The 25,406-nt window shown below is 71.3% G+C and carries 19 protein-coding genes; 6 read left to right on the top strand and 13 right to left on the bottom strand.

From position 1 onward, the window contains the following. Positions 1–26 precede the first annotated feature (26 nt). Together AW270_RS29355 and AW270_RS29350 are read right to left on the bottom strand one after the other, a co-directional pair. Positions 27–284 (bottom strand): WhiB family transcriptional regulator, encoded by a 258-nt coding sequence (locus AW270_RS29355; RefSeq protein WP_030451269.1) that lies wholly within the window; start codon positions 282–284, stop codon positions 27–29. 189 nt (positions 285–473) lie between these two features. Beyond that, the gene (locus tag AW270_RS29350; RefSeq protein ID WP_061299363.1) at positions 474–1,856 is read right to left on the bottom strand and encodes a hypothetical protein; all 1,383 of its coding nucleotides are present in this window, start codon (positions 1,854–1,856) and stop codon (positions 474–476) included. A 117-nt stretch (positions 1,857–1,973) separates the two neighbouring features. On the opposite strand from AW270_RS29350, the gene cofD reads away from it, so the two are divergent. Next, complete coding sequence (gene cofD, locus AW270_RS40785) at positions 1,974–2,912, top strand: 2-phospho-L-lactate transferase (RefSeq protein ID WP_061299362.1); 939 nt, start codon at positions 1,974–1,976, stop codon at positions 2,910–2,912. Next, positions 2,909–4,186, top strand: a complete 1,278-nt coding sequence (locus AW270_RS29340) for a coenzyme F420-0:L-glutamate ligase (RefSeq protein ID WP_061299361.1) — start codon at positions 2,909–2,911, stop codon at positions 4,184–4,186. The genes cofD and AW270_RS29340 overlap by 4 nt, the downstream gene beginning before the upstream one ends. 4 nt (positions 4,187–4,190) lie before the next feature. Here the strand turns inward: AW270_RS29340 and AW270_RS29335 are convergent, their stop codons facing one another. From AW270_RS29335 to AW270_RS29285, 11 genes are all read right to left on the bottom strand, one after another. Continuing rightward, the gene (locus AW270_RS29335; RefSeq protein ID WP_061299360.1) at positions 4,191–5,951 is read right to left on the bottom strand and encodes a WD40 repeat domain-containing protein; all 1,761 of its coding nucleotides are present in this window, start codon (positions 5,949–5,951) and stop codon (positions 4,191–4,193) included. Then, positions 5,876–6,223, bottom strand: coding sequence for a hypothetical protein (locus AW270_RS29330; protein WP_157522796.1), 348 nt, complete (start codon positions 6,221–6,223; stop codon positions 5,876–5,878). The genes AW270_RS29335 and AW270_RS29330 overlap by 76 nt, the downstream gene beginning before the upstream one ends. 56 nt (positions 6,224–6,279) lie before the next feature. Beyond that, positions 6,280–8,823: a bifunctional FO biosynthesis protein CofGH gene (locus AW270_RS29325; protein WP_082801918.1), complete on the bottom strand. Its 2,544-nt coding sequence runs from the start codon at positions 8,821–8,823 to the stop codon at positions 6,280–6,282. A gap of 10 nt (positions 8,824–8,833) precedes the next feature. Then, positions 8,834–9,757: a DNA-3-methyladenine glycosylase family protein gene (locus AW270_RS29320; protein ID WP_061299357.1), complete on the bottom strand. Its 924-nt coding sequence runs from the start codon at positions 9,755–9,757 to the stop codon at positions 8,834–8,836. Next, complete coding sequence (gene manB / locus AW270_RS29315; protein WP_082801917.1) at positions 9,757–10,860, bottom strand: mannose-1-phosphate guanylyltransferase; 1,104 nt, start codon at positions 10,858–10,860, stop codon at positions 9,757–9,759. Before manB ends, AW270_RS29320 begins: the two co-directional genes overlap by 1 nt. 15 nt (positions 10,861–10,875) lie before the next feature. After that, on the bottom strand, positions 10,876–12,003 hold the full coding sequence (locus tag AW270_RS29310; protein WP_061299355.1) for a glycosyltransferase family 4 protein: 1,128 nt from the start codon (positions 12,001–12,003) through the stop codon (positions 10,876–10,878). 151 nt (positions 12,004–12,154) lie between these two features. Beyond that, complete coding sequence (locus AW270_RS29305) at positions 12,155–13,096, bottom strand: lysylphosphatidylglycerol synthase transmembrane domain-containing protein (RefSeq protein WP_245674911.1); 942 nt, start codon at positions 13,094–13,096, stop codon at positions 12,155–12,157. Between the two features lie 215 nt (positions 13,097–13,311). Then, the gene (locus AW270_RS29300) at positions 13,312–14,172 is read right to left on the bottom strand and encodes a class I SAM-dependent methyltransferase (protein ID WP_245674910.1); all 861 of its coding nucleotides are present in this window, start codon (positions 14,170–14,172) and stop codon (positions 13,312–13,314) included. A 26-nt stretch (positions 14,173–14,198) separates the two neighbouring features. Further along, positions 14,199–15,257, bottom strand: coding sequence for a glycosyltransferase family 4 protein (locus AW270_RS29295; RefSeq protein WP_061299353.1), 1,059 nt, complete (start codon positions 15,255–15,257; stop codon positions 14,199–14,201). Continuing rightward, positions 15,257–16,177, bottom strand: coding sequence for a glycosyltransferase family 2 protein (locus tag AW270_RS29290; protein WP_061299352.1), 921 nt, complete (start codon positions 16,175–16,177; stop codon positions 15,257–15,259). The genes AW270_RS29295 and AW270_RS29290 overlap by 1 nt, the downstream gene beginning before the upstream one ends. A gap of 48 nt (positions 16,178–16,225) precedes the next feature. Beyond that, entirely contained in the window at positions 16,226–17,953 is a 1,728-nt protein-coding gene (locus tag AW270_RS29285; protein ID WP_082801916.1) for a hypothetical protein, read from the bottom strand. A 299-nt stretch (positions 17,954–18,252) separates the two neighbouring features. Here AW270_RS29285 and AW270_RS29280 point away from each other — a divergent pair, with 299 nt between their 5' ends. The 4 genes from AW270_RS29280 (at position 18,253) to AW270_RS29265 (ending at position 25,373) form a co-directional block, all read left to right on the top strand. Continuing rightward, entirely contained in the window at positions 18,253–19,635 is a 1,383-nt protein-coding gene (locus AW270_RS29280; protein WP_245674909.1) for a hypothetical protein, read from the top strand. Between the two features lie 176 nt (positions 19,636–19,811). Continuing rightward, positions 19,812–21,758, top strand: a complete 1,947-nt coding sequence (locus AW270_RS29275; RefSeq protein WP_061299350.1) for an LCP family protein — start codon at positions 19,812–19,814, stop codon at positions 21,756–21,758. 273 nt (positions 21,759–22,031) lie between these two features. Beyond that, on the top strand, positions 22,032–24,194 hold the full coding sequence (locus AW270_RS41930) for an acyltransferase family protein (protein WP_061299349.1): 2,163 nt from the start codon (positions 22,032–22,034) through the stop codon (positions 24,192–24,194). Positions 24,195–24,254: 60 nt separating this feature from the next. Then, entirely contained in the window at positions 24,255–25,373 is a 1,119-nt protein-coding gene (locus tag AW270_RS29265; protein ID WP_061299348.1) for a glycosyltransferase family 4 protein, read from the top strand. Positions 25,374–25,406 lie beyond the last annotated feature (33 nt).

Raw genomic sequence — 25,406 nt, 5'->3', positions numbered from 1 at the left:
CCTCCGCTTGTCGCGAGTGCTTATCCTCAAACGGCCTGGCGCTTCATGCGTCGGCGCTCGCGCTCCGACAGACCGCCCCAGATGCCGAATCGTTCGTCGTGTTCCAATGCGTACTCCAGGCACTCCGCGCGCACTTCACACGCACGGCACACCTTCTTCGCCTCTCGGGTGGAGCCGCCCTTTTCTGGAAAGAACGCCTCCGGGTCGGTCTGAGCGCACAATGCCCGCTCCTGCCAACCCAGATCTTCACCGTCGAGCGCCTGTGCGATGACCAGCTCGGTCACGGCACACCTCCCTGTCGCCCGCCCGTCACCAACCCCGAAAGTTGGTGCCCCCCTATGGACGCCCTCCCCTTACCCACCTCGGAGAAGGCGTAACAACATGGCTGTAATTACACGCGTGTAAGTCGTGCCCCGTCAAGCGCCATGGGGATACCGGGGGAAAGGGCTGGTCTTGTCGGCCCTCAGGTGATCTCAGCGATCCCGGCGGTCCGGACTGTACCAATGAGCGGTCACGTCCGAATCTGTAGATGCCGGATCGGCAGGAAGACCTTCCCCGGTTTTTGCCGGGCGGTAGATGGCGACCGGGTCGATCGGATCGATCATGTCCTCGGCCCGGAGGGGGTCGCTGAGCGGGTCGCCCTGGTAGCGCTGCGGCTGGACCGGCTGCTGGAGATGCGCGGCCTGGGAGTAGCCGAAGGGGTTGCTCTGGCGGTGGGCGGCCGGCTGCTGCTGGTAGCTCTGCGCCTGCTGGTAGGCCTGCGCGAGCTGCTGCTCCCTTATGTCGCCCTCGTAGCCGGGCTCGTAGGGGGCGCCGTAGACGGGCGGCGCGGGGGCGTCGTACCCCGAGTCGCGGCGGGCGGACTCATAGGTCGTCTCGCGGGCCGGGGCTCCGTAGACCGAATCACGGACGGAACTTTCGTAACCGGCCTCGACGACGAGCGGCGGCTCGTAGGCCGGGGTTTCGTAGGCCGGGGTTTCGTAGGCCGCCTCCTGCGGCGTCTCCCGGGACGCCGCGCGGGAGACCTCGCGGACCGAGCTGTCGAAGGGCGTCTCGATGACCGGGGGCTCGTAGGCCTGGCGGGCGAACTGCGGGCCCGAGAAGCCGGAGAACGGGGAGGACTCCCAGGTCGCCGGGGCGTCGTCGTTGTAGACCGGCTCGGGGTAGGAGTAGCGCTCCCCCTGCGAGGCGGGCGGGACGACGGGGGCGATCGGGGCCACCGGCGGGAGCGGCTGCTCCTCGACCACCTGCTGACCCGCGTAGCCGTTCTGGTCGAAGACCGGGCCCTGCGGGTAGGGCGCGTAGTCCGGCTCCGCCGGATAGCTCTGGACGGGAGGCGCGTCGCCCGTCTGCGGGAAGGGGATGACCGCCGGGACCGCCGCGAGCCGCCGCGACTTCTTCGGCTTGGCCGCGCCCGCCGCCCCCGGGGACACCATCGTCAGCAGGTAGAGCAGGGCCAGCCCGGTCAGCGCCAGGGTGGGCACCCCCGGCAGCAGGTAGCGGAGCTTGTCGCCGAAGCCGAGGTCGTTGAACAGGACGCCGAGCAGGCTGATCGCGCCGACGAGCGCGGCCAGGGCGAGGGTGCCCGCGGCGCCCAGGGTGACGAGGCGGCTCTTGGGGGTGGGCGCGCCGAGCTTCGTGCAGAGGAGGACCGCGCCGACGGCGAGGGCGACGTTGACCGGGGAGGTGAGCGTGGACAGCGCGGAGATCGCGCGCATGCCGAACTCCGTCGTTCCGCCGGCCGACGACGAACCGCTGAAGAAGAGCCGGAACACCGCGACGAGAACCGTCATCGCCGCGGCTGCGAGCAGCAGCCACGCGGCGGGCTCACGGAGCCTCGCCGGGTCAAGCTTCACCACAGTTACCCCCAGGTTTTCATGCGGCTTATGGGAACTGAGTTTTGCATATGCCTGACATGGATGCCCGGCGACCCATCAATCTCACGATTCCCACGCAATGCCAGACTGTCAGGCATGCGCATCGTGTCCCTGGCGGGCGGAATCGGCGGCGCCCGGTTCCTCCGCGGCCTCAAGGCGGCGGCTCCGGACTCCACCATCACCGTCATCGGCAACACCGGTGACGACATCACGCTTTTCGGCCTCCGAGTATGCCCCGACCTCGACACCGTGATGTACACGCTGGGCGGCGGCATCAACGAGGAGCAGGGCTGGGGCCGCGCGGCTGAAACGTTCACCGTGAAAGAGGAACTCGCGGCCTACGGGATGGAGCCCCAGTGGTTCGGCCTGGGCGACCGTGACTTCGCCACCCACATCGTGCGCTCGCAGATGCTCGCGGCGGGCTATCCGCTGTCGGCGGTGACCGAGGCGCTGTGCCACCGCTGGCAGCCCGGTGTGCGGCTGATCCCGATGACCGACGACCAGGTGGAGACCCATGTGGTGGTCGGCGAGGAGCACGCCCGGCGGGCCGTCCACTTCCAGGAGTGGTGGGTGCGCATGCGCGCGTCGGAGCCCGCGCAGGAGTTCGCTCTGGTCGGGGCCGGTTCGGCCACTCCCGCACCGGGTGTGCTGGAGGCAGTCGAGGAGGCCGACGTGGTGATCCTGCCGCCGTCCAACCCGGTGGTGAGCATCGGGACGATCCTCCAGATCCCCGGCATCCGCGAGGCGGTGGCGGCGAAGACCGTGGTCGGCGTGTCCCCCATCATCGGCGGCGCGCCGGTGCGCGGCATGGCCGACGCCTGCCTGACCGCGATCGGCGTGGAGACCTCGGCGCAGGGCGTGCTGGAGTTCTACGGGGCCGACCTGCTCGACGGCTGGCTGGTCGCCGAGGAGGACGCCGCGACCTCGCTGGAGGGCGTGGCGGTGGAGGCGCGCCCGCTGCTGATGTCCTCGCCCGAGGCGACCCGGGACCTGGCCGCGGCGGCCCTCGACCTGGCGGGGAAGGTGTCCGCGTGATCACCGTCAGCGGGGTGCCGGGACTGCCCGAGATCGGCTTCGGCGACGACATCGCCGCTCTGATCGCCAAGGCCGCCCCCGGCCTGGCCGACGGCGACGTGGTCGTGGTGACCTCGAAGATCGTCAGCAAGGCCGAGGGCCGGGTCGTGCGCGGCGACGACCGCTCGGCGGCCATCGCGGCCGAGACGGCCCGGGTGGTGGCCCGGCGGGGCGAGACGGTGATCGCCCAGACCCGCCACGGCTTCGTGATGGCGGCGGCCGGGGTGGACGCGTCCAACACCGCGCCCGGGACCGTGCTGCTGCTGCCCGAGGACCCCGACGCGTCGGCGTCGGCGATCCGGCGGCGTCTGCGCGACGTGGCCGGGGTGCGCGTCGGCGTGATCGTCTCCGACACGTTCGGGCGGCCGTGGCGTCACGGGCTGACCGACGTGGCCCTGGGCGCGTCGGGCGTGCAGCCGCTGGAGGACCTGCGCGGCACCACCGACACCTACGGCAACCCGCTGAACGCGACCGTGACGGCGCTGATCGACGAGATCGCGGCGGCGGCGGAACTGGTCAAGGGCAAGCTGTCGGGCGTGCCGGTGGCCGTGGTGTCCGGGCTGGGCCACCTGGTCGGCGACGACGACGGTCCCGGGGGCGCGGCCCTGATCCGCCCCGCCGACCAGGACATGTTCCGCTTCGGCTCGGCCGACGTGGTCTTCGCCCGGCGGACCATCCGGAGGTTCTCCGGCGCGCCGGTCGACGGGGAGGCCGTCCGGCGCGCCGTGGCGGCGGCCATCTCGGCGCCCGCGCCGCACCACACGACGCCGTGGCGCTTCGTCCTCCTGGAGACGGCGGCCGCCCGGGTGGAGCTGGTCGACGCGATGCGGGAGGCGTGGATCGCCGACCTGCGCGGCGACGGGTTCAGCGAGGAGTCGATCGCCAAGCGGATCCGGCGGGGCGACGTACTGCGCGACGCGCCGTATCTGGCGGTGCCGTGCCTGGTCATGGACGGGTCGCACACCTACCGGGACGACCGGCGCAACGCGTCGGAGCGCGAGATGTTCGTGGTCGCGACGGGAGCGGGGGTGCAGAACTTCCTCGTGCAGCTGGCGGTGGAGGGGCTGGGGTCGGCGTGGGTGTCGTCGACGATGTTCTGCCGGCCGGTGGTGCGTGAGGTGCTGGGGCTGCCGGACAACTGGGACCCGATGGGGGCGGTGGCGATCGGGCACGCGGCCGAGCCGCCGAGGGACCGGGCGCCGAGGTCGGCGGAGGACTTCTACGTGACGCGGTGATCCGTCAGGACTTCAGGCTCCAGACCCGGACGGTGTTGTCCAGCCCGGCGGACAGGGCGACCGGAACGCCGTCCAGCTCGCCGAACGCCACCGCGGTGATCTCATCAGTGTGGCCTTCCAAGTGGGGGCCACGCTGTTGCCCGGCGTCCATGTCCCACACCCGCACCGTGCCGTCTTCTCCACCGGACACCGCGACCGAATCCGAGTCGATCTCCCCCACCGCCACCGCACTCACCCCGTCGCGACCGCCTCCCCGGGTGAAACCATGCTTCTCACCGTTGAAGAGGTTCCACTCGCGCACCGTGCCGTCGACCCCGCCGGACACCGCGAACGATTCGGAAGCCGGCTGCCCGAAGCTCCGGTAAGTCTTCTGCCCGGCCGCCAGCGCCAGGACATCACCCGCGGGGGCCTTCGCCGTCCTACCGCGCTGCTTGCCGCTGGCCAGATCCCACATCCGCATCGTGTGGTCACCCCCGGCGGACACTCCGACCGGAGTGGCGTCCACGTATCCGAATGCCACCGCCCTGACAACACCGGTATGACCTTTCAGCGGGAGACCGCGTTGCCGGCCGGTGACCAGATCCCACACCCGCACCGTGCCGTCGGCTCCTCCGGACACAGCCACCGGAACGTCGTCGATCTCGCCGGACGCCACCGCGTAGACCGGGCCGCTATGGCCCTTCAGAGGTTCACCACGCTGCCGCCCACTGGCCAGACCCCACACCCGCACCGTTCCGTCTTCCCCGCCGGACACGACCACGGGAACCTCGCCCACCTGCCCGACCGCCACGGACCAGACATCTCCGGTATGGCCGGTCATGGCCTGGCCATATGGCTTTCCGCTGGTCAGATCCCATACCCGCACCTTGTAGTCACTTCCGCCGGACACGGCGACCGGAACGCCGTCGACCTCTCCGAACGCCACCGCCAGGACATCGCTGTTGTGACCTTGGAGCGGATGTCCGATCTGCCGGCCGAAGGCGAAGTTGCGGGGAGTCCAGTCCGAGCCCACCGGCCGGGCCGCCGAAGAGGGTGAGGGCGAGAATGACGGCGAGGGCGTCGGAACTTCCGATTCCCCGAGCTGACTCCACCCCAACGGCACCACGATCAGGAACGTGACCAGGGCCGAGAGGCCCAGCATCATCGCCGCACCGTCCCGATTCCTCCAACCGGCCCGCCCCGCCGGGCCGGTTCTGTCCGGTCGGTCGATGGCCGGGGGATGACCGGCCATCTCCTGGCTCATGGCGAGGTGGTCGCTCACCTCTCCGAGGGCGGCCGCCTCGTGCCGCAGCACGGTGTCGACCCGCCGCAGGATCTCCTCGGCGACCTGCTGGTCCTCTTCCCCCATCAGCTCCCGCACGGTGATGAACGGCACCAGCTCATCGGCAGGCGGCGTCTTGTTCCCGCGCTGACCCGCCAGCTCGGCCAGTTGCCGCCGCGCGTCCGCCGCCTGCTCATCAGCGCGGATGCGCAGCCGTTCCGCTTCCGCGCGCTGGCGCTCGGACTCGTCCAGCCGTCGCTGAATCTCCACGTGCAGTCGTTCGGTGTCCTCCAAGCGCCGCCGGGTCGACTCCAGATCCTCGCGCAGCCGCTCGACCTCGGCCTTCAGCCGCCTGCGCTCCTGATCGTCGGCCGCCACCAACCGCTCCCGGGCCGACAGGTCGTCACGCAGCGTCTGCCGTTCGGCCGTCAGGCGGGCGGTCGCCTCGGCGAGCCGCTCGCGCATCTCCAGCAGCCCGGCCCCCAGCGCGTCCTGGCGGACCATCGACTGCTCGACCCGGTCGGACGCCTCACCGATCGTCCGGACCAGCTCATCGAGAGCGCCACCGCTTCGGGCGTCAGCCGCCGTCCGAAGCGGTGGCTCCGGACCAGATCGGCGATCCCGGCGATCACGGGAACCAGGCCGATCAACGACACGAGCTGGGCGAGATCCGCCAGGTCGCCCAGTTCCCACGAGCGCAGCAGGAAACCCAGGCCCACGGCGGCCACACCCATGGCCGCTCCGGCCACCATCCACCGCCACCACCGCCCTGCCACCCGATCAGTTTCGGGTCATCCGTCCGGCAGGACACGGTTCGTAACCACTTCGCGACTCAGTTCACCACGGGCAGCACCCGTCGCACGCTCGCGCACACCCCGTCGCTCGCCGCCGCCGCTGCCTGGCGCTCCGGGGACGGGGTGCCGTATTCGGTCGTGCGCTGCCGCAGGGGCCGTCCGCTGAGCTCGACCATCCGGCGGAGCTCGGAGATGGTCTTGTACGACCCGTTCTCCGACCCCGCCATCCGCGAGATGGTCTCCTCCATCAGGGTCCCGCCGATGTCGTTGACTCCACCGGCCAGGACCTGGCGGCACAGGTCGTCCTGGAGTTTCACCCAGGAGCACTGGATGTTGTGGATGGCGCCGTGCAGCAGCAGCCGGGACACCGCGTGGACGGCGCGGTTCTCGTCGGCGGTGGGGCCGGGGCGGGCGATCCCCGCCAGGTAGATGGGGGCGCTGTGGTGGACGAACGGGAGCAGGACGAACTCGCTGAAGCCCCCGGTCTCCTCCTGGAGACGGCGGATCAGGCGGATGTGCTTGATCCAGTGGGCGTGGTTGTCGACGTGGCCGTACATCATCGTGGAGGTCGTGGGGATGCCCACCCGGTGGGCCGTGGTGATGACGTCGACCCACTCGCGGGTGGGGAGCTTGCCCTTGGTCAGCACCCAGCGGACGTCGTCGTCGAGGATCTCGGCGGCCGTGCCGGGGAGCGAGTCGACGCCCGCCTCGCGGGCTCCTGTCAGCCAGTCCTCGATGGACAGGTTGGTGCGGCTGGCGCCGTTGATGACCTCCATCGGGGAGAAGGCGTGGACGTGGATGTCCGGGACCCGCGCCTTGACCGCGCGGGCGATGTCGAAGTAGGCGGTGCCGGGCAGGTCGGGATGGATGCCGCCCTGCATGCAGACCTCGGTCGCGCCGGCCGCCCAGGCCTCCTCGGCGCGGTCGGCGACCTGGTCGAGGCTGAGGGTGTAGGCGTCGGCGTCGGTGCGGCGCTGGGCGAAGGCGCAGAAGCGGCAGCCGGTGTAGCAGACGTTGGTGAAGTTGATGTTCCGGTTGACGACGTAGGTCACGTCGTCGCCGTTGACCTCGCGCCGGAGGCCGTCGGCCAGGGCGCACAGTTCGTCGAGGGCGTCACCGGTCAGGCTCAGCAGGGCCTCGGCCTGGGCGTCGGTCAGGGCCAGGGGGTCGCGGGCGGCCTGGCGGAGGGCCTCGGCGCCGTCGCCGGTGATGGACACCGCCGTGGGGAGGCGGTCGCGAAGGGCGTCCCAGTCGCCGTAGACGTCGTCGAAGTCGTCGCGGCGGTCGTTGGTCCGGCCGGACACGTCGACCTCGGTGTGCAGATCGACGCGGCCCGACGCGGCGAAGCCGCCGTCAGGCTCCTGCCAGGGATGGCCTGACGGATTCACGTCGAGGGCCATGCCGTCGTCGGCGGCCAGCGCGGAGACGTGGGTCAGCAGGCGGGGGTCGAGCCAGGGTTCGCCGGCGCGGACGTACTCGGGGTAGATCGTCAGGCGTTCCCGCAGGTCGAAGCCGGACACAGCCGTTCGTGAAGCGAGGTCGTCGATGTGCGGCCAGGGACGTTCCGGGTTCACGTGGTCGGGGGTCAGGGGGGACACCCCGCCCCAGTCGTCGATGCCGGCCCGGATCATCAGGCCGTGTTCGTCGCCGATCAGGTTGGGCGGGGCCTGCACGCGCATGCGCGGGCCCAGCACCAGGCGGGTCACCGCGATCGTGGCGGCCAGTTCCTGGAGGTCGGCGTCGGGCATGCCGCGCATCGCCGTGTCGGGCTTGGCGCGGAAGTTCTGGACGATCACCTCCTGGATGCCGCCGTATTCGCGGGCCACCCGCCGGATGGCGAAGATCGACTCGGCCCGGTCGAGGATCGTCTCGCCGATCCCGATCAGGATGCCGGTCGTGAACGGCACGTTGGAGCGCCCGGCGTCTTCGAGGACGCGCAGGCGGACGGCCGGGGCCTTGTCGGGCGAGCCGTAGTGGGCCCCGCCCTTCTCGGTGAACAGGGCCGTCGAGGTGGTCTCCAGCATCATGCCCATCGACGGCGCGACCGGCTTGAGCCGCTGGAAGTCACGCCAGGTCAGCACCCCCGGGTTGAGGTGGGGCAGCAGGCCGGTCTCCTCCAGCACGCGGATCGCCATGGCGCGTACGTAGGAGAGCGTGTCGTCGTAGCCATGGGCGTCGAGCCACTCTCGCGCGACCGGCCAGCGGTCCTCGGGCCGGTCTCCCAGGGTGAACAGCGCCTCCTTGCAGCCCATCGAAGCGCCCTCGCGGGCGATGGCCAGCACCTCGTCGGGCGACAGGAACGGGCTCGGCAGCTTCGCGGGGGCGGTGGCGAAGGTGCAGTAGCCGCAGCGGTCGCGGCACAGGCGGGTCAGCGGGATGAAGACCTTCCGGCTGTAGGTGATCACACCGGGGCGGCCCGCCGCCGCCAGGCCCGCGTCGCGGATGCGGGAGGCGTGGTCGAGCAAGGTGTCGAGGTCGGCGCCGCGGGCCTCCAGGAGGATGGCCGCCTCGGCCACGTCGATCGTCTTGCCGTCGCGTGCGCGTGCCAGCGCCCGTCGCATTCCTGCCGTCATACCCTGCACATTACGTTGATCAGAAAGATCGGTAGTCGCGGGGAGCCATGCGCGGGCCCCGGCCCGGGGGACGGCGGCCGCTCATCTCGATCAGGCGGACCACCCGGTGGCGGTGGCCGGCGAAGGGTTCCAGGAGGCGGAGCATGCCCTCGTCGTCGGTCTTCTCGCCGGTGAAGGCGTAGCCGACCAGGCCGGGGATGTGGAAGTCGCCCACGCTGGGGGCGTCGGCGTCGCCCCAGGCCCGCTGGCGGATCTCGGCGGAGGTCCAGACGCCGATGCCGGGCAGGGCCCTGAGCAGGCGGTCGGCCTCCCACGTGGTGCTCGCCGTCTCCAGCTTTCCCTCGTGGCGGGCCGCGTTGACAATCGTCCTGGCCCGTACGGCCTCCGCACCCGCCCGGTGCCAGTCCCACGACGGCACGAGCCGCCAGGTGTCGGGCGACGGCGGCACCCTCAGCCCTTCGGGGCCGGGGCCCGGAGCGGGGTCGCCGTATTTGCGGACCAGCCAGCGCCACGCCCGGAACGCCTCCCGGCCCACCACCTTCTGCTCCAGCACGGCGGGCACCAGCGCCTCGAAGACCCGCCCGGCCCGGCCGATCCGCAGCCCCGCGGCGCGCACGTGCAGGGCCTTGAGGAATCCGGCGACGGGGTCGTCGCCCATCGCGTCGAGCAGCGCGCCGAACTCCTCGGCGGGGTCGCCGGCGCCCAGCAGGTCGGGCATCGTGTCGAGAAGCCATTCGGCGCCCGGCCCCCAAGCCAGGCCATGGACCTGACCTGCGACGACGGAGATCCTGAGCGTTCCCGGGCCTTCGGGCGTGCGGCAGGCGCGCCAGAGGGCCCCGTCGGGAGTGGTCTGCCAGACGGGGTCACCGGAGCCGTGCCGGTGGGGCGCCAGCGTGAGCCCCAGGTTCAGGGGGCCGCCGGGCCGCCAGCTACGTTCGGGCATCAGCCATCGCTTGAGAATCTCACCGCGCATTCCGGCAGGTCGACGCCGGGCCAGACCCGGGCTCCCGCCGTCAGTTCGTTGCGCGCCCCGATGGACGCCCTGTCGCCGATCACCGACTCCCGCACCACGGCCCCCTCGGCGATGGACGCCCCGGCGCCGACCACCGAGTCGACCACCGTCGCACCGGCCGCGATCTGGGCGTCTTCGGCCACCACGCTACCCCGCACGGTCGCCCCGGCCCCCACGGAGGCCCCCGCCCCGATCACCGAACCGCCGGTGATCTTGGCTTCGGGCGAAACGGTCGCGCCGTCGAGCACCAGCGCCTCTCCGGGCGCGCCGGGGAGGGCGGGGGAGGCGAGCAGGCCGCGTACGAGATCGGAGGAACCCTGGACGAAGGCCGCCGGAGTGCCCACATCCAGCCAATAGGTCGAGTCGGCGAAGCCGAGCACCGTCCGGCCCGCCTCGATGAGGCCCGGGAAGGTCTGCCGTTCGACCGAGACGACCTCGCCGAACGGGATCGTGTCGATGACCGACCGGGTGAAGACGTAGCAGCCGGCGTTGATCCGGTTGGTCACGGGGTTGGGGGTCTTCTCCAGGAAGGCCGTCACCCGGCCGTGGTCGTCGGTCGGCACGCAGCCGAACCGCGAGGGGTCGTCGACCTCGGTGAGGTGGAGCGTGACGGCGGCGCCGCCCTGGACGTGGCAGGCGACCTGGGCGGAGATGTCGTGGCCCGAGAGGATGTCGCCGTTGAGCACCAGCACCGGCGCGTCGGGCGCGACGGTCAGTCCCTCGGCGGCGTTGCGGATCGCGCCGCCGGTGCCGAGCGGGGTCTCCTCGGTCATGTAGACGATCTCCAGCCCGAACGCCGACCCGTCGCCGAACGCCTCGGCGAACATCTCGGCCTTGTAGGAGGTCGCGAAGACGATCCGGGTCACCCCGCAGGCCCGCGCCTTGGCGAGCTGGTGGGCGAGGAAGGGCACCCCCGCCGTGGGAAGCAGCGGCTTCGGGGTGAACAGGGTCAGCGGACGCAGCCGCGTGCCCTGCCCTCCCACCAGGAGAATCGCCTCAAGCTGGCCGGGCTGGGGCAAAGAAGGCTCCGTCACATGGGCGAGGCTAACTCAATGTTCCGTCGCACGCTGATAGGACACCAGATGTGCGTGAGCGGACATCTTCCACGTGAATTCCCGGCTTCTGGCCAGCCCCGCGGCACCCAGTTCCACGCGTCGCCCGGGTGAGTCGAGAAGGGTCCGCAGCGCCACCCCGATGCTCCTCGAATCAGGTTCGGTGTACGCCACCGCGTCCCCGCCCACTTCGGGAAGAGAGGTGCGCCGGGTCGTCAGAACCGGTGTGCCGCACGCCATCGCCTCCAGCACCGGCATCCCGAACCCCTCACACCGGGACGGGAACGCCGCCACCAGCGCGCCGCCGTAGAACCCGGCGAGATCGGCGAAGGGCAGATAGCCGGTCCGCACGACCGTGACGCCCTCGGGCAGCGACCGCATGGCCGCCTCGACCTCACGACCGCTCTCGGCCGGCCCGGCGATGACCAGCGCGGGCGGCTCGTCCATGCCCTCGACCGCCTTGGCGAAGCCCCTGATCAGGTTGGGCGCGTTCTTGCGCGGCTCGGCCGGGCCGACGAAAGCGACGTAAGGGCGGCCGTGCAGGCCCAGGCGGCTGGTCACCCGGCGGACCTCGGCCTCGGCCGGCGGGTGGAACAGGTCGAGGTCGACGCCGTGGTAGGCGACGTCGATCCGGGTGGGGGCGGCGCCGACGACCCGGATGAGCTCGTCCCGGGTCGCCTTCGACGGCGTGATCACCCGGCGGGCGGCCCGCGCGGCGGTCTTGGTGGCCGAGCGGAAGAAGGCGGCGCGGTCGGATTCGTACTGGTCGGCCTCGGTGAAGCAGGCGACGTCGTGGATGGTGACCACGCTCGGCACCTCCGAGCGCAGCGGCACCGAGTAGAAGGGCGCGTGGATCACGTCGGCGCCGACCTGCTGGGCCAGCAGCGGCACCCCGGTCTGCTCCCAGACGAGCCGGGCGCCCCGGTTGGCGATGGCGTGGGGGCCGGGCACGATCTTCGCGCCGGGCGCGAGATGGGCGTACCGTTCGGCGTCGGCCCGCTGGCAGACGATGACGAGATCGGCGCCCTGCTGGTCGAGGGCCGCCAGCAGTCCGTCGACGTAGCGGATCAGGGCGCCTCTGTCGGCCGGTACGGCCGCGGCGTCGACGAGCACTCGGGGTTTCAACGTGGTCGCTCCCCTCAGCACAGCGCGGCGAAGGAAGTTCGTGACGGAAGGCCCCGATTCCTTCGCCTGTGTCCTTAACTGTAGGCCGCCTGGAACGCCAATCGTGAGCGAAATCACACGAGCGGCCACGTTCCAGGAACGGATTCCGTAGCTATTCCACGGTTTTTTCCGTTTTGCTCGCACGCCAACCCGCAAACGCCGCACAGACCAGATCACCCACGGAGACCACCACCCGCGACACCAGCGCGGCGGCGATCGCCGACCCCTGGTCGAGCACCGGGGCCAGCGCCGCCACCATGGCGACCTCCCGCACCCCCGCCCCCGCCGGGGCCAGCACGAAGACGAACCCGAGACACCAGGCGAGCGCGAACGCCCCGAAACTGAGGACCACCGCGCGCGGCCCGGTCGCCCCCAGCCCGTGCACGATCACCGCGAGCTGCACGCCGTAGGCCACCCACCCCGCGAAGGCCCACCCCGTGGAGGTCAGCACCCCCCTCGCCGTGAGAGGCCGCTCCAGCGGAGGCCGCCCGAGCAGCCTGAACCCCAGATTGAGCACCCCGTTGACGACCTTCGGATGAAGCCCGACAGCGAGGACCGGCAGCAGGAGCAGCAGCCAGGCATACCCGGCCACCGAGTCACCGGCGAAGGCGGGCAGGGTCGCGACGGCGACCAGCAGGCCGGTCGCGAGATAGATCGGGTAGGTCAGGAAGAAGGCCGCCGCGCTCCTGGCCCGCGGGATGCCGTGGTCCTTGCCCATCTCCATCTGCGCCAGCACCGGCCAGACCGAGCCGGGGATGTACTTCCCGAGCTGCCCGATGAAGAAGATCTTCGACGCGTCGGCCAGCCGCAGCGGCGACCCGAGGTCGGCCAGCAGCGCCCGCCACATGAGCATCCCGGCCAGCAACGCCACGATGACCGCGACCAGCGACAACCCGAGCAGCGGCCACGAGAGCCGGCTCAGCCCGTCGCTGATCGCCTCCCACTGGGAGACCACCGCCCAGACCCCGAACCCCAGGGCCACCGCCAGGAACCCGAACCTGACGACCCGCTTCACCAGCGACTTCCGAGGCGGCGCGACCACTTCCTCGGCCACGCGACCAGAACCGGCCACGCGACCAGAACCGGCCGCGTGACCAGAAGCGGCCGCGTGACCAGAGCCGCCAGAACCGGCCGCGCGACCAGGCCCACCGGAACTTCGCTCATCGGCAGGACCTGCCGGCCCGCCGGAGCGGCTCCCTACGTCGTCGCCGCGCGAAGCGCCAGTGCCTGCCTGCCCGTCCTCTTCCACGCCGGATTCATCAGCCTTTGTCACGACGCCGGAGCTGCCTGCCTGCGGGTCAGGACCGCCTCGGGCGGCTGCGGCAGCATGATGCCCGCCGGGCGGCGCGGGGTCTTGGTCGCGACCCAGATATAGGTGGGCACGATCGGCAGGAGCGCGCGCAGCGCGGGGCGGGGCGTCTTCTCCAGGGTGGCCTTCGCGGCCTTGCCCGCCGCCCCGGCGAACAGCTCGCCGCCGGCGAAGGCCTCCGGGGTGGCCAGGACGGGGAAGGTGTAGTCCCACACGTGGAAGTCGTCGAGCATGCGGCGCAGGCCGCCGCGCGTGCGGAAGCGTTCGTAGTAGTTGTCGGCCCGGCCGAAGGCCCGGACGTAGCGGTCGGCGGCGCGGGGCGGCAGGTAGGACAGGAACGGGAGCTTATAGTGGGGTTCCATGATCCCCAGCTTGTTGCCCAGGCCCAGGTAGAGGACGCCGTCGTCGGACAGCACCCGGTGCATGTCGGCGATCACCGCGTCGGGGTCGACGACGTGCTCGTAGATGTGGTTGAAGACCAGGACGTCGACCGAGCCGTCGGGGAACGGCAGCCGGGTCCCGTCGCCGCACACGAACGCCACCCGCTCGCCGAACCGGGCCGAGGCCTTGCGCAGGCCCGGCACGTCGATGTCGATCCCGAACGTGTGCCGGGCCCCGGCCAGGGCGAGCTCGTCGGCGATGAAGCCCGCCGAGCAGCCGATGTCGGCCACGGTCAGGCCTTCGAGCGGGCGCTCGGCCCGACCGAGGAAGTGGGCCAGCACGGCGATGATCTTGGCGGCCTTGCGGCGGCGTTTGGCCTCGTCCAGCATCGCCGACTGGAACTCGGAGTACTCCAGTTGCGCGGCGCGTTCGGTGCCCACGGGCGTCCTTCCCTCGTGCTGAAGTGTCAGAGCGCGGCCAGGTAGGCGGACCAGTACGGCTCGGGGTCGACCGCCTTGACCCCGGCCCGGAGGCGTTCGGGGGTGCCGGGTTCGTAGAACCGGCGCAGGGCGGCGGCGAGGGCGTCGGCGGAGCCGGGTTCGACCAGCAGGCCGTCGACATCGTCGGTCACATTGTCGGCCAGCGCGCCGACCCGGGTGGCGATGACCGGGACACCGTGTTCGTGGCCGAGCCAGACGTTCTGGGAGGCGGTCGCCGAACGGTAGGGCAGCACGAGGGCGTCGGCCTCGGCGAACAGCTTCGGCACGTCGCCGGCCGGGACGTAACCGGGGCGCAGCTCCACCCGGTCGGCCAGGCCGAGCTCGTGGATCAGCGCCATCGTGGTCTCGGTGCCGCCCCAGAACTCCCCGGCCACGGTCAGCCGCACGTCCGGGACCTGGGCCAGCGCCCGCAGCAGCAGGTCGAGGCCCTTGTAGGGGCGGACGATGCCGAAGAACAGCAACCGCCTGCTGAGAGCGCCCTCGGAGGAGAGCCCGATCGAGGGCAGATGGGGTGGCAGGGGCGCGACCTTGACGAACGGCTGGCCGAGCTCCCGCGCCAGCGTCCCCTGCGCCTCCGAGTGGACCAGCACGCCGTCGACCCTCTTGAGCAGCGCCTTCATCAGTGGCTTGTCGTAGGGCTTGGTCTCGTGGGGCAGCACGTTATGGCAGAGCGCGATCACCCGGGTCCGCCTGCGCAGGCCGTGCAGGATCCCCAGATAGGGCGGGACCTGCACGGGTGACAGGACCGTCAGGATCACCAGGTCGGCGTCGCGCGAGCGGCGGCCGCAGGCGACCCACCCGTCGGGGCGGCGCCAGTCGAGGATCCGCCGGGTGTCCGGGAACGGCTCGCCCTCGGGGGTGTCGATGGTCTGCACGCCCGGATAGAGGAACGACGGATACTGCGCCAGCCACGACTCGATCACGACGTCGTGGCCGGCCCGCGCGAGCCGGTGGGCGAGTTCGGTGGTGTGCTGGGCCCCGCCTCCCTTGTAGGGGAAGGTCGGCCCGACGATGACGACTCTCATCACTCGTTGCCGCGCGACCGCACGATCAGGTCGGCCAGCAGCGCGACGGAGCCGATCAGCATGCCCGACAGGAAGATCACGATGGCGTTGCTGGTCAGGTAGAAGCCGTAGTTGACGACGTCGTAGGCGCCCTTGACCAGGCCGATCCCGACCAGCCACAGGGCGGGCGGCATGAGCACTTTCAACGGGTTGAAGTACATGATCATCCGCAGCACCTGCAGGATGTAGCGGTAGGCGTCGCCGAAGAAGCTGAACTTCGACTTCCCGGCCCGCTTGGCGTAGTCGATCGGCAGGTAGTAGACGTCGTGCTGGTTCGACAGGAACGCCAGCGTGATCGTCGTGACACACGAGAACCCGGGCGGCAGCAGCCGCAGATAGGGCTTGGCGACCGACTTGCGGAACGCCCGCAGGCCCGAGTTGAGGTCGGGGATCTTCTGCCCGGCCAGCCGCTCGGCCACCTTCCTGATCACGAACTTGGCCGGCACCCGCAGCAGCTTGTGGGAGCCCTCCTCGGTGGTGCGGGCCCCGACGACCTGGTCGATCGTCGGGTCCTTCTCGAGGATCTGGACCAGCTCGGGGATGCGCTCGTTGGGGTAGGTCAGGTCGGCGTCGGTCCAGACGACGATCTCACCGCGCGCCTCCTGCGAGCCGATGCGCCGGACCGTGCCCGACCCGCCGTTGCGGTGGAAGGCGCGGATGCGCATGTTCGGGAACCGGGGCGCGGCCTCGCGGAGCCGCTCCAGCGTGTCGTCGGTCGAGCAGTCGTCGACGGCGACCAGCTCGTAGGTGTAGCCCGAGGAGTCCATGGCGGCGCTGATCCGCTCGACCTCGTCGATCACATGGTCCTGCTCGTTGTAGCAGGGCAGCACGATCGTGACGTAGGGATTCTCGCTCACCACTGGTCCACTCTCCGGGGGCATGTCCACGTCGGAAGAGGGTACTCTGCCCAGTCGCACGCCGACCGCACATCACGGCACGGCGAGCCAGACGTCGACGCTCAGCGACCACGTGCCGTCAGGGGCTTCGACCAGAGAACGCTCGTCCTGCCGGGTCCGCAGCGCCATGACCTGCCGGGGTGTCCCATAGGCGGTGAGCTGCCCGGGTTCGGCCGCGAGCAGCACCGGATCACGCGTTTTCGCGATGATCCTGCGCACATCGGCTTCGAGGGGCACGTCCTTCCCCTCGGGGTAGGCGACTCTGGCCGTCGGGAAGCCACACTGCCCTCTGACCACCTGGGTGAGCCGGTCGCCGGTGACCCGCTCGACGATCAGCACCGTCGAGCCCTCCGGGATCGCGTCGCACATCCCCTGTACGGCGGCCAGTTCCCCCCGCTCGATCGGGGTGAACGCGGTGCCGATCGAGGTGATCACGGGCGGGACGACCAGCAGCCCGGCGGCCGCCCACAGGGGGAGCTTCCTGGCCCCCCACGCCGCCAGCAGGACCAGCCCGGGGATGATCACCGGGACCAGCCTGCGCGCGGCGAACGGATGGTCGGCCGTGATGGCCGGGCGGTAGAGCGTGGTCACGGTGGTCCACAGGATGATCGCCGTCGGCAGCAGCCACGGCCGCTCCATCTTCCGCGCCAGCGTGAACGCGCCGAAGACCGCGAGCAGGAGGGCGGGCAGGCCGACGTACCAGACGACCCAGTAGAGCGAGTCCTCGTAATAGAGACGTGTGCGGTCGACCGGCAGCCCGTTGGCCTTCTGCACCGCCGCGATGAGCTGGGCGGTGAGCTCGTCGTCGGGATTGGTCACCGGCCGCCGCACCGTCTCCACCAGCGGCCTGACCGCGAAGGCCAGCACCCCGAGCACCACTCCCGCCGCCGCCACGCCGGGCAGCCGGCGCGGGACCCGTTTCACGAACGGCGCCACCACCAGCACGACCGCGCAGATCGCCAGCAGCGGCAGCAGCGAGCCGCTCAGGTAGTCGAAGTAGGGCCGCGACAGCACGAACCCCGCGCCGAACCCGACCCCGCCCCCGGCGACCACCCCCGCCAGCAGTTTCCGCTCCGCGACCATCCCGAAGACCAGCACGGGCAGGATGTCCCGCAGCCCGTCGATCCGGACCAGCAGCGCCAGCCCGAACACCAGCCCGGCCACGAACATCCGCCGCCCGGCCAGCACCAGGGCGATCCCGCCGAACAGCAGGACCAGCGACGGGATCTCGCTGAACGTGGTCCGCGAGGTGTAGAGGATCGGCAGCGCCACCGCGAACGCCAGCGCCCCGATCCACGCGTGCCGCGCCCCGGCGAGCCGGGCGGTCACTCCCCCGACGGTCAGCACCGCCAGCGCGCCGAGGATCGCCGGGGTGAACCCGGAGGCGTAGAGGATCGGCGCGCCCGGCATGAACTGCGGCACGACCGCGCCGTCGTGGGCGTAGAACCCCATGCTGGCGAACCGGAGCGCCGCGTCGCCTCCGCCGAAGGCCGCGGCGTTCTCGGGGATGGGCAGCCCGCCGTGTCTCTGCAGCCAGATGGCGTACTGCTCGTAGGTCGCCGGGTCGCGCCGGACGATGTACTGCTGCGAGGCGTAGACGGTGTTGAACACCCCCGACGCGACGGCGACCAGGAACACCGCCCCCGCCTGCGCCCAGTTCGCCTCGACGGCGTCGCGGGGCCACCCCGCCCACGCGAACAGCGCCGCCGCCGGGACCCCCAGCAGGACCATCTGCCAGATCCCGAACCAGCCGAGGAACACCAGCGCCAGCCCCGCCAGCAGCCAGCCCGACAGGGCGAGCGCGGGCAGCGCCGACCCGACGGCCAGCAGCCGTCCCGGTGACAGGTCGATCCTCAGCGCGCGAATGGGCCAGAGCCTAGCGGTGTACCGTGGCCGGGCGACGCGCCCCTACGACCGGCCCTGACCTGGAGCCCGATGACCGCCCATCGCCCACCCCGCAAGTCACCGCCGTCGGCGGGCCGCCGAGCGTCGGCTGTTCTCACCGGGACGGGACAGCACGGCCGCCTCCTCCGCCAGCCGCCCGGCGTCGGGTCGGTCGCGTGACCGCTGAGGATGTGAGCGCGGAGCGCCAGGCGACGCGAGCGGTGCCGTCGCGGCTGGACCGGGGGCTCGCCTGGGTGCGGGAGAACCGGTGGTTCGCCGGGGTGTTCCTGCTCGGGGCGGCGCTGCGGGGGCTGGCGGTGATCGGGTATCAGCCCGCGCTCTGGTTTCCGGACACCTACACCTATGTCGTGACGGCCATCCGGCCGCGGCCCGATCTCGTGCGGCCGGCCGGGTATTCGTTCTTCCTGCGGTTGTTCGAGCCCTTCCACAGTTTCGGGCTGGTGGTGGTCGTCCAGCACCTGATGGGGCTCGCGGTCGCGGCGATGGTCTACGGCGCGATCCGGCGGAAGGTCCTCGGGGTGGTCGCGGCGGCGGTGGTGCTGCTCGACGCGTACCAGATCCAGCTCGAACACCTGCTCGTCTCCGACACGCTCTTCCTGTTCCTCGTCGTCGCGGCCACCGTCCTGGCGCTGCGGCCGCCGACCTGGCGCCGGGCGCTGGGGATCGGGCTGCTGCTGGCGGCGGCCACGGTCACCCGGACCGTCGGCCTGCCGCTGATCGTCGTCTTCCTGGTCCTGTACGGATGGCGCGCCCGCAGGCTCGCGGGGATCTTCGCCGTCGGGGCGCTGGTGCCGGTCGTGGCCTACGCGGCGTGGTTCCACGCCACCCACGACCGGGTGGGACTCGTGGGCGCGAACGGGGCCTTCCTTTACGTCCGCGTCATGCCCTTCGCCGAATGTCAGGTCATGAAGCCGCCCGCCGACCTCGCCGTGCTCTGCGACGACCGCGACCCGAGGCCGCCCGCCCAGGACTACGTGTGGGACGAGACGTCTCCCCTGGTCAGGCTGCCGGGAGAGACGTTCACAGCGGCCAACGACGCCCTGGCGCAGCGGTTCGCGGTGCTCGCCATCACCAGGCAGCCGGGCGACTACCTGGCCGTGGTCGCGCGGGATCTGGTCAGGGCGTTCGAGCCGGGCCGGCCGGTCTACCCCAACGCCGAGGTGTACGCCGCCTACGAGTTCCCGCAGGCGGTCCCGGCCGAGCCGCAGACCCGGGACACGCTTGGGATCGAACTCGCCCGCCGCTATGAAAACGGCCCTATATCAACGCAAGTCATCGAACCTGTGGCGGGCTGGCTCCGTAACTACCAGAGTGTGCTGGCACTACCGGGGCCGCTGCTCCTGCTCGTTCTGCTCTGTCCGGTCATCGCGGTGCGCCGTTCGGACGTCCTCATTCCGTGGGCGGTCGCGTGGGCGCTCCTGGTGGTCCCGGCCGCCACGGCGGTCTTCGACTACCGGTATGTTCTGCCCGCCGCCCCCCTGGCGTTCCTGGCCGCCGCGCTGGCCCTCTCATCTGCGACGTCAGTGAAATGCAAGTAAAGCTCAGCACAACCGCATACCGTGAAATGTCCCTAAATGAGTATGCTGTCCGCCAGCCCAAATAAGAGATCGCTGGGCCGGGCGACCGCATCGTGACCTAATCTCGAAGGCGCAATGAGCGAGCGAAACATTCACGACGCCCCCGCCTTCGACGCGTTTTCAGTCGAGGAGACGGTATGAGCGACCACCGGAACGTCCCCTCCGGCGACCAGCCAGGTTGGGGCAGCGGTGCGTGGTCCTTCGGCGCCGCCGACCCCGGTGGCGGCCCCCAGCAGCAGCCTGCCTTCGAGCCGCCGCCCATGTATCCGGAGCAGGCCTCCCGCCAGCGCGAGACCGCGGGCGACCCCGACTTCGACGAACACCGCTGGGGCGTCGGCGACCGCTGGGACGACGACGACGAGGAGCCGCGCCGGTTCCGCTGGCTGAAGCGCCGCAAGAACGACGAGGAGGACGACGAGGGCGACGTCCCCGTCCCGCCTCAGCACCACGTCCCGGCCGCCGCCATGTCCTCGCCGCCCGGGCCGCCGCTCGCGGCGTCGGTCGGCGGCCCTCCGCCCGCTCCGCCCGGCGGGCCGCAGAAGGCCCCGAAGGCCGGAGGCGGCGGCCGGGGGAAGAAGCCCGGCCTGGGCGCGCTCGGCTGGATCAGCGTCGTGCTCACGACCGTGATGGTCGCCGGCAGCCTCACCGCCTACACCGTCTACCGCCGCACGCTCGGCAACATCCGCCAGGTCAACGTCAACGACGCCCTGGGCGCCGACCGTCCGGAGAACCAGACCGGCGCGATCAACGTGCTGCTGGTCGGCTCCGACACCCGGCAGGGCGACAACGCCCGCTACGGCCAGAAGGCCGCCCGCGAGGACCACAGCGAGCGCACCGACACGATCATGCTGCTCCACGTCTCGCCGCAGCGCGACCAGGCGCGGCTGATCAGCTTCCCGCGTGACTCGATGGTGCAGATCCCGTCGTGCGAGAACGTGCAGACCAAGCAGGCGATGCCGGCCCAGCTCGGCATGATCAACTCGGCGTTCAACCTGGGCGGCATCGTGTGCACGATCCGCACGATCGAGTCGCTCACCCAGATCCGCATCGACCACTACCTCAAGGTCGACTTCACCGGGTTCAAGAACATCGTCAACGCGCTCGGCGGCATCGAGATCTGCCTGCCCCAGGCCGTGAACGACCGCGCCTCCAAGCTCACCCTCCCGGCCGGCCGCCAGGTCGTGAAGGGTGAGGCCGCGCTCGGCTACGTCCGCATCCGCAAGATCGGCAACGGCAGCGACATCGAGCGCATCAAGCGCCAGCAGGTCTTCATCTCGCAGGTCGTGAAGAAGGCCACCAGCAGCGACCTGATCAGCGACCTGCCGAAGCTCGCCGAGTTCGTCGGCGCCGCGACCGGCTCGGTCGAGATGGACGACCAGCTCAACACCGAGACGCTGATCCAGATCGCGCGCAGCGCCCAGAAGCTGACCGCCAAGGGCTTCAAGGCCATCACGGTCCCCTGGGAGGCCTACGTGGCCGACCCCGACCGGGTGCAGTGGAAGCAGCCGCAGGCCGACAACCTGTTCGCGGCCATCCGCACCGACAGCGAGGTCGCCACGGCCGCACCGAGCCCGCCCCCGTCGGCCGTCCCGCAGGCCGAGGGCGGATCGAGCGAGGGCGGCGGCGAGGCCAAGCCGTCGGCTCCGCCCGCGCCGAAGCCGACCGAGCCCGCGCAGGTCCGGGTCCAGGTCGTGAACGGCACCAACACCACCGGCAAGGCCAGCGAGGTCGCCGAGGCGCTGACCGCGCAGGGCTTCCGGGTCACCCAGATCGGCGACGGCCGCAAGGCCGACGGCAGCGACCAGGAGACCAGCTCGGTCGCCTACAAGGGCGAGGGCTGGGAGGGGTCGAAGATGCTCATCGCGTCCCTGCTGAAGCCGATCGACCCGTCGACGACGCTGCTGCCGGTGGCCAACACCAAGCCGTTCACCGCGGCCACCCCGCCGCCGGGCGGGCCGAAGAAGGCCGTCGGCCCGGTCATCCAGCTGGTCATCGGCAAGGACTTCGGCGGCGTCAAGGTCCCGTTGTCGGCGGCCGAGGACGAGTCGACGGTGGACGCGAACACCGACATCTGCGCGACCTGACGCCCCTGTTCGACGGGGTTTTCCGTTGCCGGAGGGTGGAATCTGGGATTTCCTGGAGATTCCGCCCTCCTGCGACATCCCGGCGACAAGAACGTTAAGGTGGGGTGTCCGGCCTGGGCACCCCTTTTAACCACCATGGGGGTGTTGTCAGGCCTTGTCTGTTTCCGCCCTCTGACAGATAGCTGAGCGTTCTTCCGTGAGTGACACGTGAGCGACATCCGAAACCGCCCCCCGGTTCCGAATCCGGACGCTGAGGACGCACCCACTGGAGTGATGGGCCGGATCACCGACGACACCCACATCGATCTCCCGGCCATCCCCCGCGCCGACCCCCTGGCCCCCGGCCAGCCGGTCGACCAGCAGACCTCCCCCGGGCACCACGGAACCCACTCGACCGGCCCGCAGCACCTCCCGCCGAACCCCTACGCCTCAGGCGGCCGGCTCGCCGACTCCTTCGCCCCGCCGGGCCAGCCGTCCCCCTTCCCCGGCGACTTAGACGGTCCCGGCGCCACGGCCCCCGGTCAGAACCGCCCGGGACACCCTGGCGCGGGCCAGCCCGGCCCCTTCCCCGGTAGCGGTCTGGGAGAAGGCCCCGGCTCCTTCCCCGGCGCAGGACAGCCCGCCCCTTTCCCGGGCACCGGAGCGGCGGCAAACCCCTTCCCGGGCACGGCGACAGGGGCAAACCCTTTCCCCGGCACGACGGAAAGCCACCCCTTCCCCGGCAGCACGACCGGCGGCAATCCCTCCCCCGGTAACGCGACCGGCGGCCACCCCTTCCCGGGTAGCACGACCGGCGGCAATCCGTTCCCCGGCAGCGCGACCGGAGGCCATCCCTTCCCCGACGCCGGGCAGCCCGGGTCCTTCCCCGGATCCGGCCCGTTGTCCGCGCCCGCCCCCTACTCCGGCACCGGTCCGCTCGCCGCCCCCCACACCCAGTCGGCCGAGCCGTTGCCGCAGCGCAAGCCGCGGGACCGCCGCCCTTCGGCCGACGAGGGTCCCGGCGAGGGGTTCGACTACTTCGGCGGTGGCGCGCCGGCCGAGGCCCGGGGGCAGCAGCCCGGTTCCCCGGCGGGCCAGCGCATCCCGCACACGCCCGGCCCGCAGCCCGGCGCTCCCGCGGGTCCCCGGATTCCGCACGCCGCCGCTCCCCCCGGCGCGGCGCCTTCGGGCGGTCCGAACGCACCCGAGGCTCCCGCCGACTGGAGCCCGTGGCAGCGCCGCCGCTCCCCCTACGACCCGCCGTCGGCTCCGCTGCCCACCCAGCCGCCCGGGTTCGAGAACTTCCAGACCGACAGCTTCGCCGCCGTCGGCGCCCAGCACACGGGCGGTTTCCCCGAGTCCCCCTCCATGCCGCTCCCCGCCTGGGCGGCCAACCCGCCGATGTCGGCGCCCCCGGCGCAGGGGTCGGAGGAGGAGGCCCGGCCGGCCAAGAAGCCGCGCTCGCACCACCTCGACAACGTCAAGTTCGTCCTGATCGCCCTGGTCATCTCCAGCCACGCCCTCCGCGACACGATCAACGCCGACCCGGCGAACAAGGCCGGGTACATCTGGGCGTTCGCGTTCCACATGCCGCTGTTCGTCATGATCAGCGGCTACCTGTCGCGGAACTTCTGGGACTCCAAGGGCAAGGTCAACAAGCTCGTCGACACGATCCTCATCCCGTATGTGGTCGTGGAGCTCGGCTACGCCGCGCTGCGGTGGGGCCTCGGCGGCAAGTGGTCGCTGACCATCACCGACCCGGCGTGGATGAACTGGTATCTGGTCGCGCTGCTGCTGTGGCGGATCACCGTGCCGGTGTGGAGGCGGCTGCGCTGGCCGTTCCCGGTGGCGGTCGCGGTCTATCTGATCTCGGGCTTCTCGCAGCTCGAACAGGACTTCAGCATGGACCGGTTCTTCGGCCTGCTGCCGTTCTTCGTGCTGGGCATGATCCTGCAGCCGCACCACTTCGAGTGGCTGCAGAAGTCGTGGGTGCGGATGATCAGCGCCTTCGTCCTGGCGGCCTGGACCGCCGCGGCGGTCGTGCTCGCGCCCGACCTCGGCCTGAAGGTCTTCTACAACCGGTACAGCTACGCCGACCTCAACCAGGAGTGGCTGTACGCCCTCGGCTTCCGCCTGGCCTGGATGACCGGCGTGCTGGCGCTGTGCTTCGCGATCCTGTCGATCATCCCCAAGCGGGAGACCTGGTTCAGCGACCTCGGCACCCGGACCCTGTACGCCTACCTCCTCCACGGCATCCCGATCCTGATCCTCAAGGACTTCGGGCTGCTGAAGCTGTCGTGGCTGGAGGGCCCGCTCGGCACCCTGGCGATCATCGTGAGCTCGTTCGTGCTGGCCATCATCCTCTGCCTGCCGGTCACCAGGGCCGTCTTCAGGTGGGTGCTGGAACCGCGCCTGACCTGGCTCTACCGGAAGCCGCAGTCGGAAGTTCAGCCGTAGTTCGGCTGCGGTTAACGCCCCGCATCCGGGCATGTCGGACCTGCCGGTCAGCCTCGCTGCATGAAGGTATGTGTCGGCACGGTCGTCCACCATCCGGAGGACGCCCGGATCATGCACCGCCAGATCCGGGCGCTGCTCGACGCGGGCCATGAGGTCACGTACGTGGCGCCGTTCACCCACTGCAACGTGACCCCGCAGCCGGGCATCCGGGCGATCGACGTGCCGCGCGCCGTCGGCCTGCGCCGGGCCAAGGCGCTGCGGGCGGCGCGGAGCGCGCTGAAGCGGGGCTGCGCCGACGCCGACCTTCTGCTGGTCCACGACATCGAGCTGCTGCTGGCGCTGCCGAGGCGGCGTCCGGTGACGGTGTGGGACGTGCACGAGGACACCGTCGCCGCCCTCGACGCCAAGCCGTACCTGCCGGACTGGGCCCGCACCACGCTCCCGCCGCTGCTGCGGAACGTCGAGGCCCGCGCGGAGCGCCGCCTGCACCTGATCCTGGCCGAGGAGTCCTACCGCGAGCGGTTCACCCAGGACCACCCGGTGGTGCCCAACCACACCTACGTCTCCGAGGTCGCCCCACCCCCTCCGGGCGAGTCCCGGGTCGTGTACGTCGGCCACATCTCCGAGGCGCGCGGCGCGGCCGAGATGATCGAGCTGGCGAGGCTGCTGCGCCCCCACGGGATCAGGATCGACCTCATCGGCCCGGCCGACGCCGAGGTGCGCCCGATGCTCCGCGACGCGCAGCGGACCGGTCTGCTCGACTGGTTCGGATACGTCCCCAACCGGCACGCCCTGCGGATGACCCAGGGCGCCCTGGCGGGCCTGTCGCTCCTGCACGACGTGCCGAACTACCGCGACTCCACGCCGACCAAGGTGATCGAGTACATGGCCCAGGGCGTGCCGGTGATCACGACGCCGCTGCCCAGGGCCGTCGAGGCCATGAAGGGCTGCGGCACGGTCGTGCCGTTCGGCGACGTGCAGGCCGCCTACCGGGCGGTGCTGGCGCTCCGCGACGACCCGGCGCACCGCGCGAAGCTGTCGGCCGAGGGCCACGCCGAGGCGCGCGCCTCCTTCCACTGGCCCGACCGGGCGCCGGAGTTCGTCGGCCTGCTGGAGAACTGGGCCTCGGCCCGCGGCCGGGTGACGGTCCGCGGCGGGCACCGCGCCGTAGCGGTGTGAGTCTGTACGTTCCGGGGCCCGCGTTGATGTACT

The sequence above is a fragment of the Herbidospora cretacea genome (assembly GCF_001570605.1).
Lineage (GTDB): Bacteria > Actinomycetota > Actinomycetes > Streptosporangiales > Streptosporangiaceae > Herbidospora > Herbidospora cretacea.
Note: the sequence above shows the minus strand (reverse complement) of the source record. Positions and strands in the feature narration are given on the sequence as shown.